The organism is Kangiella koreensis DSM 16069 (assembly GCF_000024085.1).
Lineage (GTDB): Bacteria > Pseudomonadota > Gammaproteobacteria > Enterobacterales > Kangiellaceae > Kangiella > Kangiella koreensis.
The window spans coordinates 1,086,332-1,112,097 of record NC_013166.1 but is presented as its reverse complement, the minus strand read 5'-3'; the positions used below and the strand labels follow the sequence as shown (position 1 = coordinate 1,112,097).

At 43.6% G+C, this 25,766-nt stretch carries 21 protein-coding genes; 8 read left to right on the top strand and 13 right to left on the bottom strand.

Annotation, left to right across the window (positions count from 1 at the left end):
- The first annotated feature begins 24 nt into the window (after positions 1-24).
- The 4 genes from KKOR_RS05295 to KKOR_RS05280 all read left to right on the top strand — a co-directional run bounded on the left by KKOR_RS05295 (position 25) and on the right by KKOR_RS05280 (position 6,478).
- Positions 25-741, top strand: a complete 717-nt coding sequence (locus tag KKOR_RS05295) for a CoA transferase subunit A (RefSeq protein WP_012800987.1) — start codon at positions 25-27, stop codon at positions 739-741.
- 10 nt (positions 742-751) lie between these two features.
- Positions 752-1,408 (top strand): CoA transferase subunit B, encoded by a 657-nt coding sequence (locus tag KKOR_RS05290; protein ID WP_012800986.1) that lies wholly within the window; start codon positions 752-754, stop codon positions 1,406-1,408.
- 159 nt (positions 1,409-1,567) lie between these two features.
- Complete coding sequence (locus KKOR_RS05285) at positions 1,568-3,727, top strand: S46 family peptidase (RefSeq protein WP_012800985.1); 2,160 nt, start codon at positions 1,568-1,570, stop codon at positions 3,725-3,727.
- A 111-nt stretch (positions 3,728-3,838) separates the two neighbouring features.
- Entirely contained in the window at positions 3,839-6,478 is a 2,640-nt protein-coding gene (locus tag KKOR_RS05280; RefSeq protein ID WP_228638784.1) for an EAL domain-containing protein, read from the top strand.
- 116 nt (positions 6,479-6,594) lie between these two features.
- Here the strand turns inward: KKOR_RS05280 and KKOR_RS05275 are convergent, their stop codons facing one another.
- Both KKOR_RS05275 and acnB read right to left on the bottom strand, forming a co-directional pair.
- Positions 6,595-6,993, bottom strand: a complete 399-nt coding sequence (locus KKOR_RS05275; protein WP_012800983.1) for an MAPEG family protein — start codon at positions 6,991-6,993, stop codon at positions 6,595-6,597.
- Between the two features lie 112 nt (positions 6,994-7,105).
- The gene (acnB, locus tag KKOR_RS05270) at positions 7,106-9,718 is read right to left on the bottom strand and encodes a bifunctional aconitate hydratase 2/2-methylisocitrate dehydratase (RefSeq protein WP_012800982.1); all 2,613 of its coding nucleotides are present in this window, start codon (positions 9,716-9,718) and stop codon (positions 7,106-7,108) included.
- A 224-nt stretch (positions 9,719-9,942) separates the two neighbouring features.
- Between acnB and KKOR_RS05265 the strand changes: the two genes are divergently transcribed.
- Entirely contained in the window at positions 9,943-10,404 is a 462-nt protein-coding gene (locus KKOR_RS05265; RefSeq protein WP_228638781.1) for a hypothetical protein, read from the top strand.
- 67 nt (positions 10,405-10,471) lie between these two features.
- Here KKOR_RS05265 and KKOR_RS05260 read toward each other — a convergent pair whose 3' ends face one another.
- Positions 10,472-10,873 carry a hypothetical protein gene (locus tag KKOR_RS05260; RefSeq protein ID WP_012800980.1) on the bottom strand — a complete coding sequence of 134 codons (402 nt, stop codon included), beginning with the start codon at positions 10,871-10,873 and terminating at the stop codon, positions 10,472-10,474.
- A 327-nt stretch (positions 10,874-11,200) separates the two neighbouring features.
- Between KKOR_RS05260 and purB the strand changes: the two genes are divergently transcribed.
- From purB to KKOR_RS05245, 3 genes are all read left to right on the top strand, one after another.
- Positions 11,201-12,565, top strand: a complete 1,365-nt coding sequence (gene purB, locus KKOR_RS05255; RefSeq protein ID WP_012800979.1) for an adenylosuccinate lyase — start codon at positions 11,201-11,203, stop codon at positions 12,563-12,565.
- Between the two features lie 17 nt (positions 12,566-12,582).
- Positions 12,583-13,755, top strand: a complete 1,173-nt coding sequence (locus KKOR_RS05250) for a cupin domain-containing protein (RefSeq protein ID WP_012800978.1) — start codon at positions 12,583-12,585, stop codon at positions 13,753-13,755.
- A gap of 74 nt (positions 13,756-13,829) precedes the next feature.
- Entirely contained in the window at positions 13,830-15,233 is a 1,404-nt protein-coding gene (locus KKOR_RS05245; RefSeq protein WP_012800977.1) for an MATE family efflux transporter, read from the top strand.
- A gap of 143 nt (positions 15,234-15,376) precedes the next feature.
- Here KKOR_RS05245 and KKOR_RS05240 read toward each other — a convergent pair whose 3' ends face one another.
- From KKOR_RS05240 to KKOR_RS05195, 10 genes are all read right to left on the bottom strand, one after another.
- Positions 15,377-16,102, bottom strand: coding sequence for a Slp family lipoprotein (locus KKOR_RS05240; RefSeq protein WP_012800976.1), 726 nt, complete (start codon positions 16,100-16,102; stop codon positions 15,377-15,379).
- Positions 16,103-16,222: 120 nt separating this feature from the next.
- On the bottom strand, positions 16,223-16,930 hold the full coding sequence (gene tsaB, locus KKOR_RS05235; RefSeq protein ID WP_012800975.1) for a tRNA (adenosine(37)-N6)-threonylcarbamoyltransferase complex dimerization subunit type 1 TsaB: 708 nt from the start codon (positions 16,928-16,930) through the stop codon (positions 16,223-16,225).
- Positions 16,931-16,938: 8 nt separating this feature from the next.
- Positions 16,939-18,900: an ATP-dependent DNA helicase gene (locus KKOR_RS05230; protein ID WP_012800974.1), complete on the bottom strand. Its 1,962-nt coding sequence runs from the start codon at positions 18,898-18,900 to the stop codon at positions 16,939-16,941.
- A 39-nt stretch (positions 18,901-18,939) separates the two neighbouring features.
- Complete coding sequence (gene hemH, locus KKOR_RS05225) at positions 18,940-19,932, bottom strand: ferrochelatase (protein ID WP_012800973.1); 993 nt, start codon at positions 19,930-19,932, stop codon at positions 18,940-18,942.
- Positions 19,933-19,972: 40 nt separating this feature from the next.
- Positions 19,973-20,629 carry an adenylate kinase gene (gene adk / locus KKOR_RS05220; RefSeq protein WP_012800972.1) on the bottom strand — a complete coding sequence of 219 codons (657 nt, stop codon included), beginning with the start codon at positions 20,627-20,629 and terminating at the stop codon, positions 19,973-19,975.
- 307 nt (positions 20,630-20,936) lie between these two features.
- Positions 20,937-23,147 (bottom strand): hypothetical protein, encoded by a 2,211-nt coding sequence (locus KKOR_RS05215; RefSeq protein ID WP_012800971.1) that lies wholly within the window; start codon positions 23,145-23,147, stop codon positions 20,937-20,939.
- Between the two features lie 142 nt (positions 23,148-23,289).
- Positions 23,290-23,664 carry a VanZ family protein gene (locus KKOR_RS05210; protein ID WP_012800970.1) on the bottom strand — a complete coding sequence of 125 codons (375 nt, stop codon included), beginning with the start codon at positions 23,662-23,664 and terminating at the stop codon, positions 23,290-23,292.
- A 164-nt stretch (positions 23,665-23,828) separates the two neighbouring features.
- On the bottom strand, positions 23,829-24,389 hold the full coding sequence (locus KKOR_RS05205) for a hypothetical protein (RefSeq protein ID WP_012800969.1): 561 nt from the start codon (positions 24,387-24,389) through the stop codon (positions 23,829-23,831).
- Positions 24,390-24,458: 69 nt separating this feature from the next.
- Positions 24,459-24,680 carry a hypothetical protein gene (locus KKOR_RS05200; RefSeq protein ID WP_012800968.1) on the bottom strand — a complete coding sequence of 74 codons (222 nt, stop codon included), beginning with the start codon at positions 24,678-24,680 and terminating at the stop codon, positions 24,459-24,461.
- A gap of 137 nt (positions 24,681-24,817) precedes the next feature.
- Positions 24,818-25,597, bottom strand: coding sequence for a ceramidase domain-containing protein (locus tag KKOR_RS05195; protein ID WP_012800967.1), 780 nt, complete (start codon positions 25,595-25,597; stop codon positions 24,818-24,820).
- Between the last annotated feature and the right edge of the window lie 169 nt (positions 25,598-25,766).

The following is a 25,766-nucleotide window of genomic DNA, read 5'->3' as shown; positions in this document are numbered from 1 at the left end:
CATTCGATTTGACGAGGAATTAAAATGTCAGGTTTTGATAAAGTCGTAGACAGCTACGAAAAAGCTTTAGAAGGCTTTACCGATAATATGACCGTAATGGTCGGCGGTTTTGGCCTTTGCGGAATTCCAGAAGGTTTAATTGAGCAAGTCTACAAAATGGGCTGTAGCGGATTGACCGCAATTTCCAATAACGCAGGCGTAGATGGCTTTGGTTTAGGCAAATGGCTAGAGAAGCGCCAGATCAGCACCATGATCGGCTCTTATGTTGGCGAGAATGAGCTGTTCGAAAAATTGCTTCTTTCAGGTGAAATGGAGGTGATTTTGACACCTCAAGGCACGCTGGCTGAAAAAATCCGCGCTGGCGGCGCTGGTATCCCAGCTTTCTTCACAGCAACCGGTTTTGGTACTCAGGTTGCTGAAGGCAAAGAAACGCGCAACATCGACGGACGCGACTATGTGCTTGAACCTTCGTTGACTGCTGACTTTGCATTAATAAAAGCCTGGAAAGCAGACACCATGGGTAACTTGATTTTCAACAAGACTGCCATGAATTTTAACCCAATGATGGCGACAGCCGGTAAAATCACTGTTGCTGAAGTGGAAGAAATTGTTGAACCTGGCGAGTTAGATCCTAACTATATTCATACTCCAGGCATTTATGTCCAGCGCGTGATCAAAGGCAACAACTTTGAGAAACGTATCGAACAACGCACAGTTAGACCTTCTACAAAAGAAGCATAAGGAGCGCATCATGGCATTATCTCGTGAACAAATCGCCATGCGAGTGGCGCAAGAACTCGAAGACGGTTTCTACGTAAACTTGGGTATCGGTATTCCTACCCTGGTCGCAAACTATATCCCTGAAGGCATCAAAGTTATGCTTCAGTCTGAAAATGGTTTGCTTGGCATGGGCCAGTTCCCTACTGAAGAAACTATCGACCCTGATCTCATTAACGCCGGTAAACAAACCGTAACTGCGGTAACTGGCGCAGCCTACTTCTCATCAGCAGAGAGCTTTGCCATGATCCGTGGCGGTCATGTTGATTTAACAGTACTTGGCGCATTCGAAGTCGATCAGGAAGGCAACATTGCATCTTGGATGATTCCTGGCAAGCTGGTTAAAGGCATGGGCGGTGCTATGGATCTGGTTGCTGGTGCTGAAAACATCATCGTTACCATGACGCATGCCAATAAACACGGTGTTTCAAAAATCCTCAAGAAATGTACGCTTCCACTGACTGGCGCACAATGTATCAAGCGCGTTATTACTGAGCTTGCCTTAATGGAAATTAAGGACGGTGCCTTCCACTTACTTGAGCGTGCACCTGGTGTTTCAGTAGAAGAAATTCAAGAGAAAACTGAAGCAGATCTGGTAGTACCGGATAATGTTCCAGAGATGAAGTTCTAATCAATTAGCCTCACTTGAGAGCGCTAAACCTTAAAGCCGGCCTTGTGTCGGCTTTTTTGTAATATTTATTAACACTTTTCCGAAATTTGGCATTAGTAATCTTTCACCAATGCTTTAGGATTAATCGGTTATTCTTTTAACAACAAAGTAGAGAGTCCAATGAAAAAACTATTAATCACTGCGGCTTTAACGCTTGCTGTTTCTCCGCTGATGGCGGATGAAGGCATGTGGCAGCCTCACCAGTTACCTACCATTAAAAAGCAGCTTAAAAAAGCTGGCATCAAGATTAACCCAAATAAGCTAACCGAGTTAACCGAGTTTCCAATGGGAGCCGTTATCAGCCTTGGTGGTTGTACAGCCTCTTTCCTTTCACCTAAAGGTCTAGTTGCAACGAATCACCACTGCGCGTACGGCAGTATTCAATTTAACTCAACAGCTGAAAATAACCTGTTAGACAAAGGCTTCCTGGCTGGTTCGCTTGATAAGGAGCTGCCTGCAGCACCCGGCTCTCGTGTTTACGTTACGGTTAATGTTAGCGATGTCACTTCTAATGTGAACGCTGCCAGCGATGAGCTTTCGGGACTTGATCGCTATAAAGCGATTGAGAATACCGAAAAAGCACTGGTTGCGGACTGTGAACAGGACGCTGGACACCGTTGCAACGTAGTGTCTTTCCACGGTGGTTTAGAGTATTACCTGATTAAACAATTGGAAATTAAGGATGTGCGACTGGTTTATGCACCTTCTTCTCATATCGGTAAATACGGTGGTGATGTCGACAACTGGATGTGGCCACGCCATACCGGTGACTTTGCCTTTTACCGCGCCTATGTCGATAAAGACGGTAACCCAGCCGAATACTCTGAGGACAATGTTCCTTACGAGCCTGAGCACTTCCTGAAAGTGAATAAAGAAGGCGTTGATAAAGGCGACTTTGTAATGGTAGCAGGCTACCCTGGCAGCACTAATCGTTACCGCACTAGCGCAGAAGTAAAAAATCAGTTTGAGTGGTGGTATCCAACTTTCCGCACAACGTTACAGGAATACATCGGCTTAATTGAAGAAACAGCACCAGATGGTACTGATGCGCGCGTGAAATACGCGAGTACATTGGCTGGTTTAAACAACGCTGAAAAGAACTGGGGTAGCATGATAGAAAGCTATGCTAAAGGCGATCTCTTTGAGCGTAAAATTGCCCTCGAAAATGATCTTAAAGCATGGCTTAAAGCAAACCCTAATATGCAGGCAAAACATGGCGATGCACTAGATGCGCTGAATGCCCTAATTCTTGAAAATATCGCTGAACAGGAGCGCACTCTTCGCTCATGGGCTATTAATCGCGATACATTGACAGGTACTGCTGCGCGCTTGTATCGTCTAGCGATTGAAAAACAAAAGCCTGACGCAGAGCGAGAGCCAGGGTATCAAGAACGCGATATGGTCCGCTTCAAAGAAGGCCTAAAAAGCATGGAACGTCGCTGGGATGCAGACGTTGAAAAAGCTCTGTTGAAGCATTTCGCACCTTTATATGCCGAGTTACCGGCCGATCAGCGTCTAAAGTCTTATGATGAGTTTATGAAGATTGGTGAAACACTTGATGCAGAAGCCTTTGCCAAAAAAGTTGACTCAATGTACGCCAAAACAAAGCTTAACGAGCTTGAAAGTCGCTTGGCATGGATGAAAAAGTCAGTTGAAGACTTTAAACAGTCTAATGACCCTTACATTCAGCTTGCAGTGGCAACTTATGATGAAAAGTTCGAGCGTGAACTTGAAAGTAAAGAGCGCGGTGGTAAGTTCCAGGAACTACGCCCTCAGTACATGTCAGCCATCATTGATTATTATAAATCTATGGATAAGCCAATATATGCAGATGCCAACAGTACGCTTCGTGTAACTTACGGTAATGTTAAAGGCTACTCGCCAAAAGATGGCCTATATGCCACTCCTTTCACGACACTTGAAGGAATTGCAGCTAAACATACTGGGGAAGAGCCATTTAACTCGCCACAAAAGCAACTGGACTTAATCAAGTCTAAAGAATATGGCGATTATCTGGATAAAGACTTGAATAGTGTTCAGGTTAACTTCCTAACAACACTGGATGTCACTGGTGGTAACTCAGGTTCCCCTACCCTAAATGCCAATGCAGAGTTCGTTGGTCTTATTTTCGATGGTGTTTATGAGTCCATTATCGCTGACTGGGATTATAACGATGAATTAAACCGTTCGATCCATGTTAGCAGTGCATATATGTTGTGGGTTATGGAGCATGTGGACAGTGCAGACAAACTGATTAACGAAATGAAAATTGTTGACTAGTCATTATTAAGCTCATAAAAAGCCGGCTATCTCAGCCGGTTTTTTTATATCCGAAAGTCAAGCAAAAACCAGCTATTTCAATGAGTTATTGAAAATAATTAAGGAACTATATTGCGTCAAAAGATAATTACAGCTAAGGTGGTGAAGTTTGCAGGAGGGTGCCCATTGTTACTTAAAAAGCTTTGTCATTTTTCGATATTCCTACTTGTGCTTTTGTCATTGCAAAGCAATCACCTCTATGCAGCCGAAAACCAGCAAATTAAAACTCTACGGGTAGCCGTATTCGATGCTCCCCCAGCACTTATTCCAAATGAAAATGGCGAGCACTCCGGGTTTTTAGTGGACTACATTGAAGAAGTTGCCAGCCGTGAGAACTGGCGGATTCAATGGCTTTACCTCAAGTGGCCGGAAATTATCAATAGCGCCAAACGAGCTGAACTTGATCTAATCCCCTTCGTAGCATACTCGCGCGAGCGATCCGAATATCTTGATTACAATTCGATTAGTTATATTACTGGCTGGGGGCAGGTTTACATCCATCCCGACGAACAGTTCCTTGAAAACATTTTCGACTTTGAAGGCAAGACGATTGCAGTCGTAAAGGATGAAATTTATGCCATTCAATTTGCTAATTTATGCGCACAGTTCGATATCATCTGCCACCTCAAAGAGGTACAAGATTATCAAACAGCATTCTCACTGCTTGATAAGCGATTAGTTGATGGTGCTGTTAGCGGAAACCTTGTTGGCTATAGCTTTGAGGAGCGGTTCAATATTGAGCGCACCCCGATTGTGTTCAACCCATCCAAAGTCCTGTTTGCCAGCCCCAAAGATAAAAACTCAGAGATACTACAAACCATCGACAATTACCTTGGACAATGGAAAGAAAATCCAGGCTCTCCTTACTATGAAATTAATGAACGCTGGCTGGGTAAAGATGCTCAAAACCAATTTATGCCAAGGTGGTTACTCTATAGTTTGGCAGCCTTAGGCATTTTGTTACTACTGAGCGGATTGGTTTTATTGATTTTACGTAAACAAATTCGCAGGAAAACGGCAGACCTTGCCGATAAAACCGACCAAATCAAACAAATAATAAACTTGGTCCCGCATATGATATATGCCACTAATGCCAATGGCGAACTGATTCTTGCAAACCGTTATGCTGCCGACTTTTTTGGTTTACACTTAAAAGAACTGGACAACATCAATATTGAACAACTTAGATTAAAGGCGCCCACTGCAAGTGATTTATTTGAAGATGAAGATTACTTATTGCGAAAAGATGCTGTAGCTGTCGAAAAGCAATTAAAGCTTAACGACAGTAACGGAAAAGCCACCTATCTCACCATCTCAAAAGTGCCTTTTGTAGGGCGCTATAGTCGATTACCAGCAGTAGTTACCGTTGGTGTAGATGTCACCGAAACAAAGCAGTTTGAGCAACAAATTCAGCATATGGCACAGCATGATTCGTTAACAGGTTTGCCTAACCGCTTATTACTGAATGATCGAATAAATCAGTCTTTAGCACTCTCATTGCGACATCATCACAACGGAGCTTTACTGTTCATTGATTTGGATTTCTTTAAGAATATTAATGACTCCTTAGGCCACATGACGGGCGATAAATTGCTGATCGAAGTCGCGAAGCGATTAGAAGATAATGTTCGCTCAGGTGATACTGTTGCCCGCCTTGGTGGCGATGAGTTTATTATTCAGCTAAGCGAATTGAGTGATGTCGAAGCAGAAGCCGAACTAGACGCCATTACCGTGGCAAAAAAACTGATACAAACACTGACCCAAGAGTTCCAGATTAATGGTCAATCACTGCATATTACCGCCAGTATTGGGGTTCTAGTTTATCCGCGCGATGCAGACAGCCACGAACTGATCATGCAACGTGCAGACACTGCCATGTACCATGCTAAAGCCAAAGGCCGTAATGGATACGCTGTATTCAAATCAGATATGGAAGCGGTCATAATGCGGCGACAAACGCTCGAAAGCGATCTACACAGAGCCATTTATAACCATGAGTTTTTCTTACTTTACCAGCCTCAAATTGATGCCAATACTGGAAAGCTACTCTGTGTAGAAGCTTTAATTCGTTGGAATCATCCAGTGGAAGGTATTATTTCGCCTCTCGAATTCATCCCCATTGCAGAAGATAATGGAACCATTGTACAGATTGGCAACTGGGTTCTAGAAAAGGCCTGCCAACAGATAAAGTTATGGATAAAGGAATATGGCTACTCTCCTGCCGTATCAGTTAACTTATCTGCTATTCAATTAAGTCAAGGTGACCTGGTAAGCACTATTTCAAGCCTATTGGAACAAGAAAAAATACCCGCAGAATTGCTTGAGCTTGAAGTGACAGAAACTTTGATTTTGCATGAAGAAAAACGTTCTATAGATTTACTTAAATCACTTAAGAAATTGGGTATTAGAATTTCTATCGATGACTTTGGTACTGGTTACTCTTCACTCAACCATTTAAAGAAACTCCCTTTAGACAAGCTTAAAATTGACCGAACTTTTGTCAGCGATATTCCCGGCGATCCTGATAGCGAGACCATCATCAAAACCATTATTAAAATGAGTAAAGAGCTAGGGCTAGAAGTCACTGCAGAAGGCGTCGAAACCCAAGAGCAACTCGAATTCTTAAAAGGCGAGCGATGCCCTCAGTTCCAGGGCTATTATTTCGACAGACCAATAAGTCCAATGGTCATTCAGGACAAGTACTTCAAATAACTTCTATAACCCCACCACTGATGTAACAATCAGTAGTGGAGCGGCATATTGTATTGATTGATCAGAACTGACAAATGGACACTCTTATCACGGTTTTTTAGCAGGAAAAGAGATGACTAAAAGTTGAAGCCTATTGCGTAGCCAATCAAGTAACCCGATAACAATAACATTACGCTCCAAGTCAGTATTACCCCATAAAATCGACCAAATGATTTACCCACAGATTTAGATAACCCCAAAGCATGCAACACGCGTCCCAGTAAAAGTGCTGTACCCGCCCCGTACAATAGCCAACTAGGAGCTTGTTGCATTTCAGCAAAAGCCATCAACAAAAGACAGATCGGAATATACTCAACAGCATTAGCATGAACGCGAATCGCACGAGCCAATACCTTCTCACCATTAGTCCCTATTCCAACGTGGTATTTTCTGCGTAACATCACCACTCGGTACGACAATAGTAAAATTAGCAGTGCGAGAAACGAAGCGTATATCGACGTGATTCCAATACTCATAAACTAGCCCCAATTATTGTTGTTTAAGAAGGCTACAATCTAGCAGACAGTCAAGCATAAAAAAAGCCCACCGAAGTGGGCTTTAATTTTTAGCTAGTTTACAGGTTTAGCTTTAAGCACCAACAGTTACTTTATTGGCAACTGGAATAGTCACTTTGGCTGCTTTTTCTTTGTACTCTTCCATTTGGTGGAAGTTCATATATTTGTATATGTCTTTAGACAAAGAGTCCAGTTTACTTGCGTAACCCATATACTCTTCAACGCTTGGTAAACGCCCCATCACAGCAGCAACGGATGCAAGCTCAGCAGAGGCCAAATAAACATTAGCGCCCTGGCCTAAGCGGTTCGGGAAGTTACGAGTTGAAGTAGACACCACTGTTGACTTAGGAGCCACACGCGCCTGGTTACCCATGCACAATGAACAGCCCGGCATTTCAAGACGAGCACCTGAGCGACCAAAGATATTGTAATGCCCTTCTTCCATCAGCTGATGTTCATCCATACGTGTCGGTGGCGCAATCCATAGACGGGTTTCCAAGGTACCCGCTTCAACGCTCTCCAGTAACTTAGAAGCAGCTCGGAAATGACCAATGTTAGTCATACAAGAACCGATAAACACCTCATCAATCTTGTCACCAGCGACTTCGCTTAGTAAACGGGCATCATCTGGATCGTTCGGTGCACACAAGACAGGTTCTTTCAGGTTATCCATATCAATTTCGATAACCGCCGAATAATCTGCATCTTTATCAGCTTCCATCAATGATGGGTTAGCCAACCACTCTTCCATCTTCTCGATACGACGTCCGATGGTACGCTCATCGCCATAACCATTACCAATCATCCATTTCAACAAGACGATGTTTGACTGCAAATATTCAGCAACTGACTCTTCGCTCAACTTAATCGTACAACCAGCAGCAGAACGCTCTGCTGATGCATCCGAAAGTTCAAAAGCCTGCTCAGCAGTCAAATGCTCAAGACCTTCAATTTCAAGAATACGGCCCGAGAAGATATTTTTCTTACCCGCTTTTTCTACCGTTAATAAACCATCTTTAATCGCCTGATAAGGAATGGCATGAACCAAATCACGTAACGTAATACCTGGCTGCATTTTGCCCTTGAAACGAACCAACACTGATTCAGGCATATCTAACGGCATAACGCCTGTTGCAGCTGCGAAAGCCACCAGACCCGAACCTGCTGGGAAAGAAATACCCAATGGGAAACGAGTATGTGAATCGCCACCAGTACCGACGGTATCAGGCAACAACATACGGTTTAACCAGCTGTGAATAATACCGTCACCGGGGCGTAAAGAAACACCACCACGGTTCATAATGAAATCAGGAAGCGTATGCTGAGTACCAACGTCAACAGGCTTTGGATAAGCTGCGGTGTGACAGAAAGATTGCATCACCAAGTCAGCCTGAAAACCTAAACAGGCTAAATCTTTCAATTCATCACGAGTCATAGGACCGGTAGTATCTTGCGAACCAACAGTAGTCATTAGTGGCTCACAATATTGGCCAGGGCGGACACCTTCCAGACCACAAGCTTTACCGACCATTTTTTGAGCCAGTGTGAAGCCTTTGTCTGACTCAACAACATCTTCAGGTGAACGGAAGAAATCAGCAACTGGCATACCCATGTATTCACGAGCGCGAGTTGTTAAACCACGACCAATAATCAATGGAATACGGCCACCAGCTTGAACTTCATCCAGAACAACCCCAGAACCAAAGTCGAAAGTAGCAATAACTTCACCACCCTTCTCAACTTTACCTTCATATGGGTACACATCGATAACATCGCCCGTGTTCATTTTGGACACATCCAGCTCAACCGGTAATGCACCAGCATCTTTCATGGTGTTGTAGAAGATTGGTGCAATTTTGCTACCAAAACAGAAGCCACCAGCACGCTTATTAGGAACATGAGGAATGTCTGCACCCATATGCCATAAAACAGAGTTAGTTGCAGACTTACGCGAAGAACCAGTACCCACAACATCACCTACGTAGGCTAATGGGTGACCTTTTTGCTTTAATTCTTCAATAACAGAAATAGGTCCAATTTCACCTTCTTTATCTGGATTGATACCTTCACGTTCATTTTTTAGCATCGCCAAGGCATGCAAAGGAATATCTGGACGTGACCATGCATCTTGCGCTGGTGACAAATCATCAGTATTAGTTTCGCCAGGAACTTTAAATACGGTTAAGGTAATTTTTTCTGCTAAAGATGGCTTTTCTTTAAACCATTCGGCGTTTGCCCATGATTCGATAACGGCTTTAGCAACTGCATTACCCTTATCAGCTTTTTCAGCAACGTCATGGAAGGCATCAAACATCAACAAGGTATGCTTTAATTTTTCACCAGCAAGTTCAGCCAGCTCAGCATCGTCTAGTAATTCAACTAAAGTAGCAATGTTGTAACCGCCCAACATTGTGCCCAACAACTTGGTTGCGTGAGCTTTATCAATCAGAGGAGACTCAGCCTCTCCTTTAGCAATAGCTGCCAAGAAAGCTGCTTTCACATAAGCAGCTTCATCAACACCCGGTGGCACACGGTGCGTTAACAATTCGACTAGAAACTCTTCTTCACCAGCTGGAGGATTCTTTAATAACTCTACCAGTTGACTCACTTGTTCTGCATTTAAAGGTAAAGGCGGAATGCCTTGTTCGGCGCGTTCTGCAACATGACTTCTGTAAGCTTCTAACACTTAGGATTCCTCGTCGTTCGATGTTTATTGTACCGCTGACATCACCCGCGTATTAGTACGCAAATAACTCAGGGGGGCTCTCTCAAAAGGTGGCCGATTATAACACAGGCTTTATAGAATGTGAGCCATATCTTATTTAACTAATTTATGGGCTCCATTAAGTGTATATTCATGCCAATTACCCTATGCTATATTCACTTACAAAGTAATAAATGGGGTATTACATGAACTATAAACAATCAATACTTACCATAACCACTTTAGGTTTAAGCTTTTTGTTTTCAACAGGTTACGCGATGGACAGAGAACCAAAGCGTGAGCAGGCCAAGAATCAGGAGCAAGTAGTAGCCAAACCAAGTCGAGATGGCCTATTCCACGATGATGAAACTCGCATTATCCGTGAATACTATCATGAGCATGACTATGCTGGTAAGCAGAAACAACTACCTAAAGGTCTTAAGAAAAAATATGAAAGAACAGGTGAATTACCTCCCGGTTGGGAAAAGAAACTACAACGTGGTGAGGTGCTGTCAGAAGATGTGTATCGTTATGGACAACCTCTTCCCTATGACCTACGCCAACGGCTGCCACTAGGTCCAACAGGCAGCAAAATTATCGAAGTTGAAGGTAAAATTATCCGAGTCATGGAAAACACAAGAGAGATTATTGATATTTTAAACTTATAATTCGATATTTCATATTGGACACAAAAAAGCCAGCAACATGCTGGCTTTTTCTTTTTAAATCAAATGATTATGTATTCAATTTGATTAAATCTATGAGTTTCTTATTATATGTCGTGGCGAAATCACGAGTCTTAACTCTAAGCTCAGCATGCCTTGAGTTATAGACGATTTCAGACATGCCCGGTAGTATTTCATAATCTCCATTATTGACGACTAATTCGCACACATCTTTCGGAAGTCCTGGGATTAAGATTTCACCATCAGCTTCAACAGCTAAAAATCGACGAGGGGCTTTCAATTTTTGTTTAACCAAGACTTCAACATTCGCATTTTCAACCCATTCCATTTGCTGAATCAGTTCTCTGGTTTGACTATTTGTCGACTTACCTTCACCACTCACTGATTGCCCGTCACCACATCCAACCAGTGAAAACATCAATATACTTATAACTATCAAAAACTTACTCATGGTGACCGTACTCAGCTCTTAGCTTTACTAAGCTCAAAAAAATCCAATGGCGCGGATGATGACAAAAATGTTGATCGATTAAAACCGATCTTTTACATATTTTTGTAAAGAATTGTCGCATTCATCGATCAAAATCTCTCATACCCTGTTTTATAGATGCCAAAAAGCGCCAGTTGAGGTATGATCCGCGTTTCAAAAATGCCTTTGGTTAATAGGCTTAAGTGGCAACTCTAATCGGTATTATTCTTGTAACAGAACCTAAAACGAGAGCCACGCTACTCAGATAGTTTTTCTTATAGTTTGAAAACCAGTAACGGGAAACAATTCATGCAACTTTCAGCTCTTACCGCAATTTCACCTGTCGATGGCCGCTATGGCTCAAAAGTCACTGATTTAAGAAGCATATTCAGCGAGTATGGCTTACTCAAATACCGTGTTACGGTTGAAGTCCGCTGGCTACAAGCGCTTTCACAAGCAGATGCCATAAAAGAAGTCCCTGCTTTTTCTGACGAGGCTAACCAGCTATTAAATAGCATTGTCGACTATTTTGCTGAGAGTGATGCTGAGAAAATTAAAGAAATAGAACGCACCACTAACCATGATGTGAAAGCGGTTGAGTATTTTCTGAAAGAAAAAATCCGCCACAGTGACGAACTTGATAATGTTAGTGAGTTCATTCATTTTGCCTGTACCTCTGAAGACATCAATAACCTGTCTTATGCTTTGATGCTCAAAGAAGGCACTGAAGCACTCGCTAAGCATCAGCAGGAGGTTTGCCAATCAATTCGTAGTTTAGCTGCGCAATTCGCAGAAATCCCAATGATGGCTCGTACCCACGGCCAACCTGCTTCGCCTTCGACTATGGGCAAAGAAATGGCCAATGTGGTTTATCGTTTAGAACGCCAATTAAAACAGATCCAGAACCAAGAAATATTGGGCAAAATTAATGGTGCTGTGGGTAACTACAATGCTCACCTGTCCGCCTACCCTGAGTTTGATTGGCAATCCTTCGCTGAAAAGTTTGTAACCTCTTTAGGTTTAACCTGGAACCCCTACACCACTCAAATTGAGCCACACGATTACATGGCAGAGTTGTTCGATGCCATAGCGCGTTTCAATACCGTCATTATCGATTTTGACCGTGATGTATGGGGCTATATTGCGCTTGGACATTTCAAGCAAAAGACTGTTGCTGGCGAAATTGGTTCTTCAACGATGCCACACAAAGTTAATCCAATCGACTTTGAGAATTCAGAAGGTAACCTTGGTATAGCCAATGCCTTATTCGATCACTTGGCAATGAAGCTACCGATTTCTCGTTGGCAGCGTGACTTGTCAGACTCTACAGTACAGCGTGTTTTAGGTGTCGGTTATGCACATAGCGTGATCGCCTATCAAGCCACACTAAAAGGTATTTCCAAACTTGAAGTTAACGAGCAAGCACTTCTTAATGAACTGGATGGTAATTGGGAATTATTGGCTGAGCCAATTCAAACCGTTATGCGTCGTTATGGTATTCCTAACCCTTATGAAAAGTTGAAGGAACTGACTCGCGGTAAGCGTGTTACGCGCGAGGGCATGCAAGTCTTTATTGATTCACTGGAGCTGCCAGAAGACGAAAAAGAACGCCTTAAACAACTAACGCCTGCAACTTATATCGGTAATGCTGTAAGTCAGGCCAAGAACATCTAAGCGATGTCAGGCAGTTTATGAGCAATATTCTCGGTGACATCAGTCCTGAGCAATTCCTCAAGGAATATTGGCAAAAGCGCCCCTTGTTAATCCGAGGGGCGTTTTCTTCTGCGCAGGTGTCTGGCGAAGATGCGCTTATTTCAGCAGAAGAATTGGCCGGTTATAGCTTAGAAGATGATATTGAGTCACGCCTGATTGAGCGCGATGGTGACGACTGGCAGCTTGAGCATGGTCCTATTGCAGAATCCAAATTTGCTGAGTTAGGTGATCAAAACTGGACTTTACTGGTTCAGTCATTGGATTATTTTCACCCACCACTCTGTGAATTAATAAAAGCCTGCAATTTTATTCCGCGCTGGCGACTGGATGATGTCATGGTGTCTTACGCTACCAATGGCGGCGGCGTTGGGCCGCACCTGGATAAATACGATGTCTTCTTAATTCAAGGTGAGGGTCAGAGGCGCTGGCGTGTGGGTCATAAGAACCAGGGAACCACGGCAATCTGCCCTCACCCACAAATAGCTCAAATAGAGCCATTTGATGCGGACATGGATGTTATCGTCAATCCCGGCGATATGCTTTATATCCCGCCCAATACGCCACACTGGGGTGAGTCAGTCGGAAATAGTATCTGCTACTCGGTGGGTTTTAGAGCACCGAACATTGGTGGTATCGTACAAAAGCTGATGCAGCTACCACAAACTGAGTTAGACCAATTATGGAGTGATGAAGCTCGCCTAAGCCTGAAATCCAGTCGCGGAGAATTGACTCGAGACATGAGCCGATGGGCAGAACAACAGTTGAAGCAGCTTTGGACATCAGAAGATTACCTGATGGCCTTTGGTAAAGAAGTCACCGAGCTAAAATACCCGGATATGCTAGAAGTTCCTGACGACGACGAGCTGATTGACTGGATTGAGCTAGCGCTGGAGCAAGGTGTCAAAGCTGAACCACTTGCGCGTATGACTTATTTTAAGCATGGCGGAAAAGAGAGCAACGAACTTTGGTTATTTATCAATGGTGAATGGCAAGCCATGCATATCAGTCTTGAACCTCTCATTGAAAAGTTGAACTTAACCTATGAGTGTTCAGCAAAAGAGTTGGCAACTTTAGCTCATGAAGTAGCTCACTTATTCCTAAGCTTTTCGATAGGCTTAGGGGCATTAAAGCCATCATTATTTGAAATTTAGACGTTATAGTTAGTCTATAACACCAAAAGCATTTGGCATAACTATTATCATACTCGACCATAAACAGGTTTCTAATGGCACACTCGGCTGACAACAACTCTACATCCAGCAGCGGCCACTCATGGCAAGACATCCGCCATGAAACAACTGCTATTATTCGTATTGCCATACCTGCAATCTTAGCGCAACTGGCTCAGATGTCGCTTGGCGTTATTGACACTCTAATGGCGGGCAACTACAGCAGCAACGCTCTGGCCGCGGTCGGAACCGGCTTTAATGCCTTTATGATTATATTTTCCCTGTTCATGGGGCTCATGATGGCGATTAACCCTATGGTCGCGCATTTTAACGGCCAGGGTAAAATGGACAGTATTGGTAAGACATTTCAAATGGGCATGTTTCTGGCGGTTATTTTCGGCATCATCACCTTTATTTTGCTACGCAATGTTGACCCGATCCTTTATTTGCTTGGTGTCGAAGATGCGATTGTCGAAACCACCAGCGGCTACTTAAAAGCATTAAGCTGGGGTTGCGTCTTTGCATTTTTATTTATTGCCCTACGTTCTGGTAATGAAGGTTTGTTCTCAACTAAAATTGTGATGTTCTGCTCCTTCATGGTCATTCCATTCAACCTGCTTTTTAACACCTGGTTTATTTATGGTGGGTTAGGTGTACCTGCGATGGGTGCTGTCGGTGTTGGCTATGCTACCAGCGTGGTCTGGACGTTACTCTTTCTCTTTTTGCTGTTTTTCACATGGCGTAATCCTTCTTTTGCCAGTCTTAATATCTTCAAAAAAATTCGCTGGCCAACCTGGGCCTTAATTAAAGAGTTCTTCTCGATTGGCACACCTATGTCACTGGGTTTGCTGATGGAAGTCAGTATGTTTGGCATGATAGGCATTCTAGTTGCGCGCTACGGCGTTGATCTAACCGGCGCACACCAGATTGCCATGAACATAGCCACTGTCGCCTTTATGGTGCCCTGGGGTCTTTCCATTGCGATTACAGCACGTGTGGGCTATTGGATGGGCCGGCAGGATTATCGCCAAATGCGTTTATCGGGTTTCTGTGGGATTGGTACCAGCCTATTTTTCCAGGCTGTCTCAGTAGCGATTATGCTGTTATTCCGTTACCAATTAGTTGGCGTCTACACCGACGACCAAGCGATCATCGAAATATCGGCCTCCCTGATTTTCTTAGCCGCTATCTTCCAGCTCTCCGATGGTTTGCAGGTTAATAGTGCTGGAGCTCTGCGCGGAATGAAAGACACCAAGATACCAACCGTTTACATGGCCATAGCCTATTGGTTTATAGGTTTCCCTGTAGGTATTTATCTGGCTGACTATATGGATCTCAAAGTGAAAGGTTTCTGGATTGGCATTCTCGTTGGACTAACGGTTGCTGCAATTCTATTGCTGGGCCGCTTCATCCATCGCTCAAAGCAAACATTGGCCTTTGCTGAAGCTTCTCGGAGTTAACTTTTAAAACTCTCGGTAGCTTGGTGATACACCCAAAAGGCAGGCCCAGCGAAACGAATCCCAACCTGCAAAACCAGGGCCTAAAAAAAGCCGCTCACATTGACATGCGAGCGGCCTTCTTTTCAGTTACTAAACCCGTAACATTATTTCTGTTTTATAAAACCATCACCTAATTTAGGGCTGACTCTTGGTTTGCTAGCAGGCCTCGGGCTGGATGAAGGTCTAACTCTAACTTCTGGCTCAGAGCTGCGTGGTTCAATCCGTTGCTTAGGCATAGGAGGATCATTCGGTTGTTTATCCAGGTTCGGATTAACACGAGGCTCATAGTCACGAATCACACGATATCGATAATAATATGGCCAATGATAAGGACGGTGATAGAACCAGTATGGATCCCACATGGAATAAACTTCAACGTACTCGCGCTTTGGACGCTCTTTCCATAAATAATGATTACGTGTATCCACTACTGGAAAGTTGATTTCATGCTTACCCACTTTACCTGGCATGGGCTCACCGAGCATACCAACAAACGTTATCTCTTTACCGTTCTGATAAATCATGGGATCAAGGAAGCCGGGGACTCTGGCAATAAAGCGACCACCAGTCTGGCTATCTTTTAGCGGCCTTGCTTGACGATCAAGCGGTAAATTAACCACCTCAATCAATGTGTCTTTTTCCAAGTTCTCTACTCGAGCAATAATACCGCCCCAACGAACTTCCTGACCGGAATAATTGGCCGGGCTTTGTGCGACCTGTGCAAAATCTACACTTCGTTGCTCAAACTCAACCGATTCCGGAACATTTGCGCACGCCGCCAATAAACCAGCCATAGCACTGACTGAAAGTAATTTTAAATAATGTCGCATTAAATGCCTCCCTTTATTAGTCCTGATTTTGCATGCCAGGAGCAATTAAAATCAAGCACTTAAACTATACTGCTTCATTTGTAACACAAAGTCTATGAACGCTTCCTGAATTTCAGATATTCAGCCAGGCTGGCCCTGCTCAGCGACTTTTTTCGCTACGTTATTACGCAAATACACAGGTTGCGCCCGCTCTGCGTCCATAGCCAAACCATTGGAAAACTGATTAGCAACCCACGGCAACATGTGTTGCGCGTTAGGGAAGGAAACGTCTTCTTCAATCACCAGCGAGACATTGCTTCGTTGCGCCAGTTTCTCTGGGTAAGTCTGCCAACCACTTCCAACTGCTCTATAGATAATAGACGAATCGAGCAGGCCAATGGTGACAGACTCCGGCTCTGCAACTTCTTCCTCACCCACAAGTGTCATCAGGCCATCCTGCCATTGATAAACACCCCAATAAACTTCGCCCATTCGTGCATCAATCGCGCTCAAGATATACTCCTCACCAGTAATTTGATAAGCAGCTTGGGCCATCGCTTGTAAACTGGAGACTCCAACCACAGGAACGTCTGCACCATAGGCAAGACCCTGCACAATGCTGATACATATCCGTAAACCGGTAAAAGCGCCCGGTCCCTGACCATAACCAATCACATCCAGATCAGTTAATTGGATTTGTGCCTGTTTTAATAAGCCATCAACCATCGGCAACACTAGTTCGCCATGCTGACGAGGAGCAACTTTATAGTCGCTAACGATCACATCACCAACTTGCAAGGCAACGGAACAGGCTTCGGTAGAAGTATCAATGACGAGAATATTGGACATGAAAACGATTAATCTTGGCTTAGGTTTTGCAGAAATTCTATCACAGTCTTTTGTTCACGCGTACGACGCATTGGCGGCAAACTGCGTAGGAATCGTTTGCCATAGGCATTGGCTATCAAGCGTGGATCACACAGCACTAGAACACCACGATCCTTTTGGTCACGAATCAAGCGTCCTGCACCCTGTTTTAAGGCAATGATGGCTTCCGGTATTTGTAGGTCAAAAAACGGATTCTTACCCGACTTACGCATTGCCTGAATTTTCGCTTCAATCAATGGTTCATCTGGCGCAGCAAAAGGCAGCTTATCGATAATCACGCAACTCAAAGCTAAGCCTTTGACGTCAACACCCTCCCAGAAACTGGAAGTCGCCAGCAACACCGCGTTCCCTTCTTCCCGAAAATCTTCAATCAGCTGATTCTTCGGTTTCTCTCCCTGCATCAGCACCGTTTTATCCAGCAACTTATCTTTCCACAGCTCCTGCACTTGGTGCATCGCAGAATAGCTGGTAAACAGCACGAAAGTACCGCCTGGGTTTGCCTCAACAATCGGCAAAACGGCTTGTTGCCAGTTATTGATAAAGTCTTTTGAACGCGGATCAGCGAGTCCGCGTGGGATATGTAAAATGGCTTGCGAGGCGTAATCAAAGGGGCTTGGCAGCTCAAGCTCGCGAGCCTCATCCAAACCAAGACGTTCCTTGAAATGCTTAAAGTCACTAGTGCCCTTGCTGCTGGCTTGAGTGATAGTAGCTGATGTAAAAACCCAACTCCGAGTCGACTGCTCGCGACAGCTTTGCGCAAAAGCTTTGGACACATCAAGTGGCGTCTCCATCATGGCAAAACCCTGACGGTAAGTTTCCACCCAGCGGACTGCAGTAAGCTCCTGATCCTTATCGCTAAAAAAGGCTAAAGTATGCAAACACTCTTCTGCGCGTTTATGACAGGAGTCTAAACCTTTAGAGCGTGAAGCATGACGCTCCAGACGACTGTGTAACGCGCCCAACTCTTTTTTCAATTCGGCCAGTAATTGTTTTCGCTGAGGATTAACAATCTGCTGCCAATTTTTCTTTTGTCCCGACTCACCCAGACTTAAACGAATTTCATTGACCGCACCTTCAACGCGACGAACCGCTACTGACAGCTGACGATCGTCTTTGGCATTGGTCAATGCTTCAAGCTCAGTATCTCTGCAGATTTCCATCAACTGTCTGCTGGTCAATCGGCGACCATAAAAGCTATGTGCGATATCGGCTAACTGATGGCCCTCATCAACTACCACGATATCCGCATCGGGTAATAGCTCGCCAAAACCATCCTCTTTGAGCACCATGTCAGCGAGTAGCAAGTGATGGTTGACCACCACAACATCGGCAGTCACAGCACGCTGGCGTGCCTTAGCAACAAAACATTCTGCATAATCAGGACACTCAGCTCCAAGACAATTTTCGTTTGTCGAAGTCACATAAGACCAAAGCGGGTCATTGTCCGCCAAGTCAGTACACTGCGTCAGATCGCCACTGGTCGTTTTCACGGACCATTCATTGACTCGGCTTAAGGTGTCGACCATGGAGCGACTTTGGAAGCGTCCACTCTCTAGGCTTTGTTGCAGTCGATACTGGCACAAATAATTATTTCGCCCTTTAAGTAAAGCAATTTTAGGCGAGATAGAAAGGGCTTTGCAGATATCAGGAAGGTCTCGGAAATAGAGCTGGTCTTGCAGGTTTTTAGTGCCAGTTGAAACAATGATTTTACTGTCCTGTTCATACCAACTTTTTAATGCCGGCACGAGATAAGCAAAAGTTTTACCGGTTCCGGTGCCTGCTTCTATACAGATCGAGGCTTCTTCTTTGATGGCCGATTCAATCGACTGCGCCATTTGTTCCTGCTCAGAACGTCGAACAAAGCCTTCGAAATAATCGGCCAACAGACCATCAGCAGAAAAGAGTTCTTCTAAAGACGCTAAAGTTGCCATTAATCAGGAATACTTATACAAGAGAAGCTTTTACAACAGCTACTTGAGCAAACGCTGCTCAAGCAATGCGAGCATCATTTCAACATGGGCATCATCATCATTCAAAGCAGGAATGTATTCGTAACGTTTGCCACCGCTCTCAACAAATACTTCTTTATTTTCTTCGGCAATTTCCTCAAGCGTTTCAAGACAGTCGGCGCTAAAAGCCGGGCAAACAACTTGCACCGATTCAACACCCTCTTTACCCCAAGTCTCCAAGGTGGCATCGGTATAAGGCTTGATCCACTCTTCTTTACCAAAACGCGACTGGAATGAGGTTAAATAATCGCCTTCTTGTAGACCCAATTCCTTAACGACTAACTCAGTGGTTTTATGGCATTGCTTCTCATAGGGGTCACCACCTTTGCTGAAACGCTCCGGCACACCATGATAGGAAAAGAGTAACTTATCGGCTTTGTCATTCTGATTCCAATGGCGCTTAATCGAATCAGCAAGAGCTTTGATATAAAGCGGATCATCGTGATAATCGCCAACGAAAGAAAACTCAGGAACAAAAAATTCCTGCTTCATCGCTTTTGCGACCCGATCAAAAATCGAGGCAGTTGAAGCGGAGCTGTATTGAGGGTAGAGAGGCAGAACGACAATACGATCGCACCCCTGATTTTTAAGTGCTTTCAGCGCTTTTGGAATTGAGGGGTTACCATAAGCCATCGCGATTTCAACTGGAATATGTTTGCCATATTCCTGCTCAACAAAGCGATCATTCATCATGATTTGTAACTTCTTACGCTGTCGCTGAGTAATAGCCAGCAATGGCGAGCCTTCGCGCGTCCAGATAGACTTGTAAAGTTTAGCTACTTTGGCAGGGCGAATACGCAAAATAATACCGTGTAGTATTAAGCACCACACCCAACGGGTTAGCGACACTACACGGTAATCATGAAGAAACTCGGCAAGATAGCGACGAACCGCTTTAGGAGTCGGTTCGTCAGGTGTTCCAAGATTACAGAGGAGAACTCCTTGTTTTTTCAAAAACAGCCTCTCTTTTAAACAATGAATAAAGGTGCGCGGATTATGAATCTAACCCTGTGAAGATGGCGTCACGAATGTCTTCAACAGAGCCAACACCTTCAACTCTAACGTATTCTGGTGCGGCCTCCGCATCTTTCTCAGCCCAGTCAGAATAGTACGCAATCAATGGTTTGGTTTGTTCAACATAAACCGCTAAACGACGGCGAATAGTATCTTCTTTATCATCATCACGCTGAATCAAAGGCTCACCAGTCACATCATCTTTTCCTGCCTCTTTAGGCGGATTATAGGTCACATGGTAAACACGTCCTGAAGCAGGATGAACACGACGACCGCTTAAACGCTTAACAATCTCTTCATGGTCAACGTCGATTTCAACAACATAGTCCACGTTAATATTGTTCTCTCGCATAGCGTCAGCTTGAGGAATGGTGCGCGGAAAACCGTCTAACAGGTAGCCATTAGCACAATCGGCCTCTTTTACACGCTCTTTGACGATTCCGATGATGATGTCGTCTGACACCAACTCACCAGCATCCATCTTTTGTTTGGCCTGTATACCAAGCTCAGTGCCGGCTTTCACCGCCGCACGTAACATATCCCCGGTCGAAATCTGAGGAATATCATACTTTTCTTTAATGAATTGAGCCTGTGTACCCTTACCAGCACCTGGCGCGCCAAGCAAAATAATGCGCATCTGCGGAATCTCCTACAAGTAGTCGCAATGTATGAGTTATAAGGCGCTAAAGATACTTGGATCGGCAGGCTATCTCAAGTAAAAAATCCTCCAATTTCCCGAATTACGAGCCATTGCAGGGAATTCTCATAATTAAGCAACCAAACGGCAAACAGAACCTCTTGATAGTACCCGCAAGATAAGTCCCAATAGGTAACCAGGGGGCGCGCCCGCAAAGCTCGGGTTATCATACCTGCGTAACCAATCATAAACAGACTGCAAAGATAAAAAGGCGGGACTTGCCCGCCTAGTATCCTTTTTTCTTCCTCTATGAGTCATCAGACTCCATCAAGGCAAATGCTCTAAAATCATGAGCATCATATGCATTAATTTGACTAATACCGTTAGTCGCCCACGCATTAACATATAAATGTTCAGCAAAAGCGGCATTAGTACAGACTTTATCGGCACACCCTGCTGGCAAGTGAGCAGGCTGAATCACCCCACCCTCGCTTGTCGTAGCATTGCTTAACAAGGTGGCTACTGATGCCAATTGCTGTTTATTTGGCGGCGCCAAGTCAGCTTTTCCCGCTTCGGTTAGTCCAATTAGTGGAATGGAACCACGCTTAATTGAAAAAGCGTAATTTGCATAACCGTGGGGGTGTTCAGCAACAAAAGGCATATTTACAATTGAACCTGTGACGTCATAATCTAAAGTTCCACAGCAGGCCCCTGCTGTAGTTCCGCCAACATGAGGAGTCTGTAGTTGCCCTACACATTGATTATTATCAATTCGCAACTCAAAAATAAGGCTTAGATGACTTCCCGAACCAGCTTTAACCAAGTTAAAGTCTTTAGCATTATTATGTTCTACAGGGTCTGTAACAGAGCCATCTGTAGCCAATAGGTAATAAAAATCACCAGAGCCAATATTGACCTCATTACCCGAAGCATCAAATAGCTGCATCTGAATCTCATACATACCTGCATTATTTAGTCGTTCAGCATCACTTTGATCACCCACACTATCCCAATAACCAATCGACAAGCTGTTGTAGAACATTGAGCCTGCACCATTCTGCCAAGGTGTGTTATTGGGCGCATCCACATCTGGTATTTCATATAAATCAGCAAGCCCATCTTTATCAGGCCCTAATGAATAACTCTTAAACATTGGTGTACCACCGGAGTCATCAGTATAGAAGCGGAACATTTCATGTCGCATTGGCACGAAATCACCACCGGTGCTAGGCCCTTTAACGCTTAACTTGTAATATCGAATGCCATTACTGCGAAGACTAGGAGAAAAATCAGCAGAAAAATATAATCCACTACCAAAAGGAGAGCCTGGATTATTAGCGTTTAACAACCCCTTGTTCGTAGAGTTCGAACCGGAAGCTCCACAGCCATAAATACGATGCATACCTGTAATACCCACGGTTTTAAATACAACGTAATTACCTTCTGGCAATTCTTTACACCCACTACTGGCAATCGCATCAGGGTGTGTAGAGCGTAGAGTTACCTCCGTACCACACTGATAATTCCAATATGTATAACAAGGAATTGGTTTTTTCTCATAGATAGTTACTTCACCCTTGCCTGGAACCTGCTGCTTAACTTTAAAATACAAGTCAGGCTGATCGGTATTGTTACAACCACGGAAGAAAACAGCTGTAAATCTACCACACTCATCTGTGATTGCTTCAGTTAGCTTTTGCATGGTTACCCAACGCGGGAAATAAAAACAAATAAATGGCAAAACCAACTTAGGGATTTCTAGCAATGTTTGTCTAAATTCAAAGTTGTTTTGAGTCTGCGCCATAACTTTAAGATTTTGATAATCAGGTAACTGACTCAAAGCTTTAAGCTTCGCATAACCCTCATCAGAACGCAGCTCTAGAGCAGGTTCAAAAAAGGAAGGTTGCGGTTCTGGAAAGTCTGGCAGTATAGGGGGAAATGGTGGAATGGGTGGGTCAATTGGATGTGGGCCATCAACAATAATGTCCTTAAGCTTATCAATAATATTATCGGGCAGCTTAGGAATCCACAACCAAAACGGATCAACCTCATAAACCTCGACAGTTGCGTTAGCAATTGGGAAATTATCACTTGGTCCGGATATGCCATAATCTCTATACACAGCACCGGGCACCACACAACGACTTAAAAACCAACAGAGCCAAAGTTTCGAGGGTAAATAAACATCTAAATCTAAAACTTGCTCAGTTAATTTCAAGCTTGACACTTTAGGTCTAAAGCGTTTTAAATCACTTAATGACCGTATTTTCTCTTTGGTTTCTGGACCAACTGCAACCGTAACAGCATCATTCAAATGCGCTTTTAACGATAACTTCGTCGTTCCAGAACCTTTAACCTTAGACTCAGCCAGCAATTGACCTTGGCTTGAAAAAGCATAAATTTTTGTAGGCGGGATATCTTGTTCTTTTGATGTGCAACTTTCCGTGTCTTCGATAAATTGAGTATTTACATTCAATGCAATACTCTTGCCCTGAGGGCGTTTTGTAGAACTATTCATAATAAACTCCTTGTATAGTTATCCATGTGGGCTCCATGCCCACATTAAAAAGCTAGCATAATAGAAGTTTACTGAGTAATCAGACCAGCATCTAACTCGTTGAAAAAGAGAATTGCGTGCAAAACGTTAAGAATTATCTCACCTAGTCTGTAGCCATAATCTTACGCTTTTTGAGAAAAGCTTTTATTGGAATAGCAATAAATACACCAAAAAAAACACCGACCGAATTTGCCATCATATCCCACCATTCAAAACCACGTTTCGGAATAAACTGTTGCAAAATCTCAATAAGTAGTGAGAAAAGGATACAACCAATAACTATCTGCCAGCTCGGATGCTTCTTTGAGCCCATTCGCGCTAAAAACGCCAACCCCGCATAACCAATAAAATGTAAAGCTTTATCCCAAGGCAAGCCCTTAGGCAATTGTTTACCAGGCATTAGCGACATGGTGAAAATGGCCAAACAAGCAATCACAAACAAGATTTTAAATAATCGACTGTTTAAAAACTGAACCATAAAAAAACCGCCCAAGGCGGTGAATCTAAATAAAGTTAGCAAGATTCTAGCAATTAGGAAGTTAGCTGACTAGAAATATGTTTTTATATAGTGCGCAACACCTCATCTATCAGATCATAATCGTAATGCAACAAAATGATTTTGTGCACATCTGAAGTTTGTCTTTACTCACCACCGTTGCTGGCAACAAAGAGCGGATAGAACTCTTCTAGCACCTCGAACTTGTTTACTCCATCTTCCCAGTGCATTTTCTGCGTTCCGCCCCAGACTGTTTCAGGGTGCGCCACTATCTGCTTTATCTGATATTGGATATGGGGAAGGTTGATCACCTCAAGCACCTGATTTACCGGCAGCCATTTCACCTGGTCGATACCATCGGGAAGTTTATAGTCTTCATTGAAAGCTACAGCGGAGTGGATCAATCGAGTAGAGGTTTTCTGATCGAGCCCCATTCTAAGGATGAAAACACCGCGAAGTTGTAACTCGTGAATTTTAAGAGCATAGCTATCCGCCAGATTTGTCAGGCCTTCCCTGATTGTTGAATCCTGATTCAGGTACCAACCCGGGGTGACCCAGAGATCTCTATCCTTGATCTTCACCACCAAGATCTCATTGCTATCGTTGAAAATCAGCAGCCGATGGAAAGTCGAAGGAGTTGGCTCTTCCTGGGCATTCAAGATCGGCGCACATAGCAAGACGGTCAACAGGGCAAATAATCTAATCATTGAGTTCTCCTTGAAAGTTTATAAAATAATAGGGACCATACTCTGCCCCTATTTAATTTCCATTTAATTCTAATTTGAATTTTCTTTAAAGATATTAACTACAAACATAATTAAAAACGTAATAACAAAACCAATGAAGGCTAAAGCTACGGTTAGCCCATAAAACTTTCCTAAAACCATCGATACGCACAAGTTGACCCCAAACCATATCCAACCCTGCTTCTTATCAGCGAGAGCTATTGTATAAATAACAATAGACAAAGCAATCATCATGTAAAAACCAGCACCCATAAGTTGTATTTATCCTTATATATGATTTAGTGCCTGCATTATAGCCAGCTAAGAGAGCTGAACCAAATTGTCTGTCCGCACTGTCTATCAGACAAATCTATCTACACAATGATTGCTCAAGCTGCTTATAGTAAATTTTATGCATCCTCATAACTTTGTTTCTTTGACTTGTTCGCACTCTTTGCAGGCACGGCACAAATAATGCAAAGCACTGCAAGTGAAGCTACCAGATGCTTTAATGTATGGCCACTTACTAATTGAGTCATTTCATAAATCTCATGATCGAAGTACTCGCAGGCCTTGGCCAAAAAATACAATATAAAAGCATAAAACAATAAAGAGGTACTGAGATATCTTTCCTTAAACAGCCACAGTATTAACGGCATCAAGATAATAGGCAGGAACTGAACCAGCATATAGGGCCTGAGATCACCCTGCCCCAGTGACTCTGTCCAGGACCAATATAAAGCAGCTAGTACTCCAAAGATCACCAACACCCAAAGAACAAGATTCCTACAGCTGCTTATGACTCGCTCACTCAACAAGAGCGCAAATAAAGCCATAAACGCCACTGTCATTGGCAAACGATCCCATAGCAATGAAGCATTCGACGGCGCAGCATGATAATAAGCGGAGCCAAAACCTACCAGTAAAACACCCACACAAAGAAACAGATATCCGGCCTTACTGTCCGCGACAGCCAGACGCGGATAACGCCACAACCCAAATAAACCAACCAATACGAAAGAAAAGTTGGAGAACACATTCCAGAAATTACTAATACCCACAATCTGATGCGAATCAGCGAACAGATGATATTGGTTATCTTGTGCAATAGGCCCGACAAAAAACATCCCAGCTATTGCCAGAATTGAGATTGCCACTAAAAGCCAGGACTTATTTAAGGTGTCGAACATCAAAACTCCATTTTTGTAATACGAAACTGTTGATAGGTTGGGAGTAATACACGCAAATATTTAGATCTGATTATCATGTTTGTGCGTGTCGAAACGTTTTTCTTTAGTCGATGTGCTTTGTCGTCTTGACTTCTAGTGGCACAACAAATTCACGAAGTAGCTCAAAGCC

Coding starts and splice junctions, on each gene's coding strand:
- adk (WP_012800972.1), bottom strand. CDS start 20,629: ATGCGCATTATTTTGCTTGGCGCGCCAGGTGCTGGTAAGGGTACACAG.
- KKOR_RS05295 (WP_012800987.1), top strand. CDS start 25: ATGTCAGGTTTTGATAAAGTCGTAGACAGCTACGAAAAAGCTTTAGAA.
- purB (WP_012800979.1), top strand. CDS start 11,201: ATGCAACTTTCAGCTCTTACCGCAATTTCACCTGTCGATGGCCGCTAT.
- KKOR_RS05245 (WP_012800977.1), top strand. CDS start 13,830: ATGGCACACTCGGCTGACAACAACTCTACATCCAGCAGCGGCCACTCA.
- KKOR_RS05265 (WP_228638781.1), top strand. CDS start 9,943: ATGAACTATAAACAATCAATACTTACCATAACCACTTTAGGTTTAAGC.
- KKOR_RS05210 (WP_012800970.1), bottom strand. CDS start 23,664: ATGGTTCAGTTTTTAAACAGTCGATTATTTAAAATCTTGTTTGTGATT.
- tsaB (WP_012800975.1), bottom strand. CDS start 16,930: ATGTCCAATATTCTCGTCATTGATACTTCTACCGAAGCCTGTTCCGTT.
- KKOR_RS05195 (WP_012800967.1), bottom strand. CDS start 25,597: ATGTTCGACACCTTAAATAAGTCCTGGCTTTTAGTGGCAATCTCAATT.
- KKOR_RS05205 (WP_012800969.1), bottom strand. CDS start 24,389: ATGATTAGATTATTTGCCCTGTTGACCGTCTTGCTATGTGCGCCGATC.
- KKOR_RS05260 (WP_012800980.1), bottom strand. CDS start 10,873: ATGAGTAAGTTTTTGATAGTTATAAGTATATTGATGTTTTCACTGGTT.
- KKOR_RS05230 (WP_012800974.1), bottom strand. CDS start 18,900: ATGGCAACTTTAGCGTCTTTAGAAGAACTCTTTTCTGCTGATGGTCTG.
- KKOR_RS05215 (WP_012800971.1), bottom strand. CDS start 23,147: ATGAATAGTTCTACAAAACGCCCTCAGGGCAAGAGTATTGCATTGAAT.
- KKOR_RS05240 (WP_012800976.1), bottom strand. CDS start 16,102: ATGCGACATTATTTAAAATTACTTTCAGTCAGTGCTATGGCTGGTTTA.
- KKOR_RS05250 (WP_012800978.1), top strand. CDS start 12,583: ATGAGCAATATTCTCGGTGACATCAGTCCTGAGCAATTCCTCAAGGAA.
- KKOR_RS05200 (WP_012800968.1), bottom strand. CDS start 24,680: ATGGGTGCTGGTTTTTACATGATGATTGCTTTGTCTATTGTTATTTAT.
- KKOR_RS05290 (WP_012800986.1), top strand. CDS start 752: ATGGCATTATCTCGTGAACAAATCGCCATGCGAGTGGCGCAAGAACTC.
- KKOR_RS05285 (WP_012800985.1), top strand. CDS start 1,568: ATGAAAAAACTATTAATCACTGCGGCTTTAACGCTTGCTGTTTCTCCG.
- KKOR_RS05275 (WP_012800983.1), bottom strand. CDS start 6,993: ATGAGTATTGGAATCACGTCGATATACGCTTCGTTTCTCGCACTGCTA.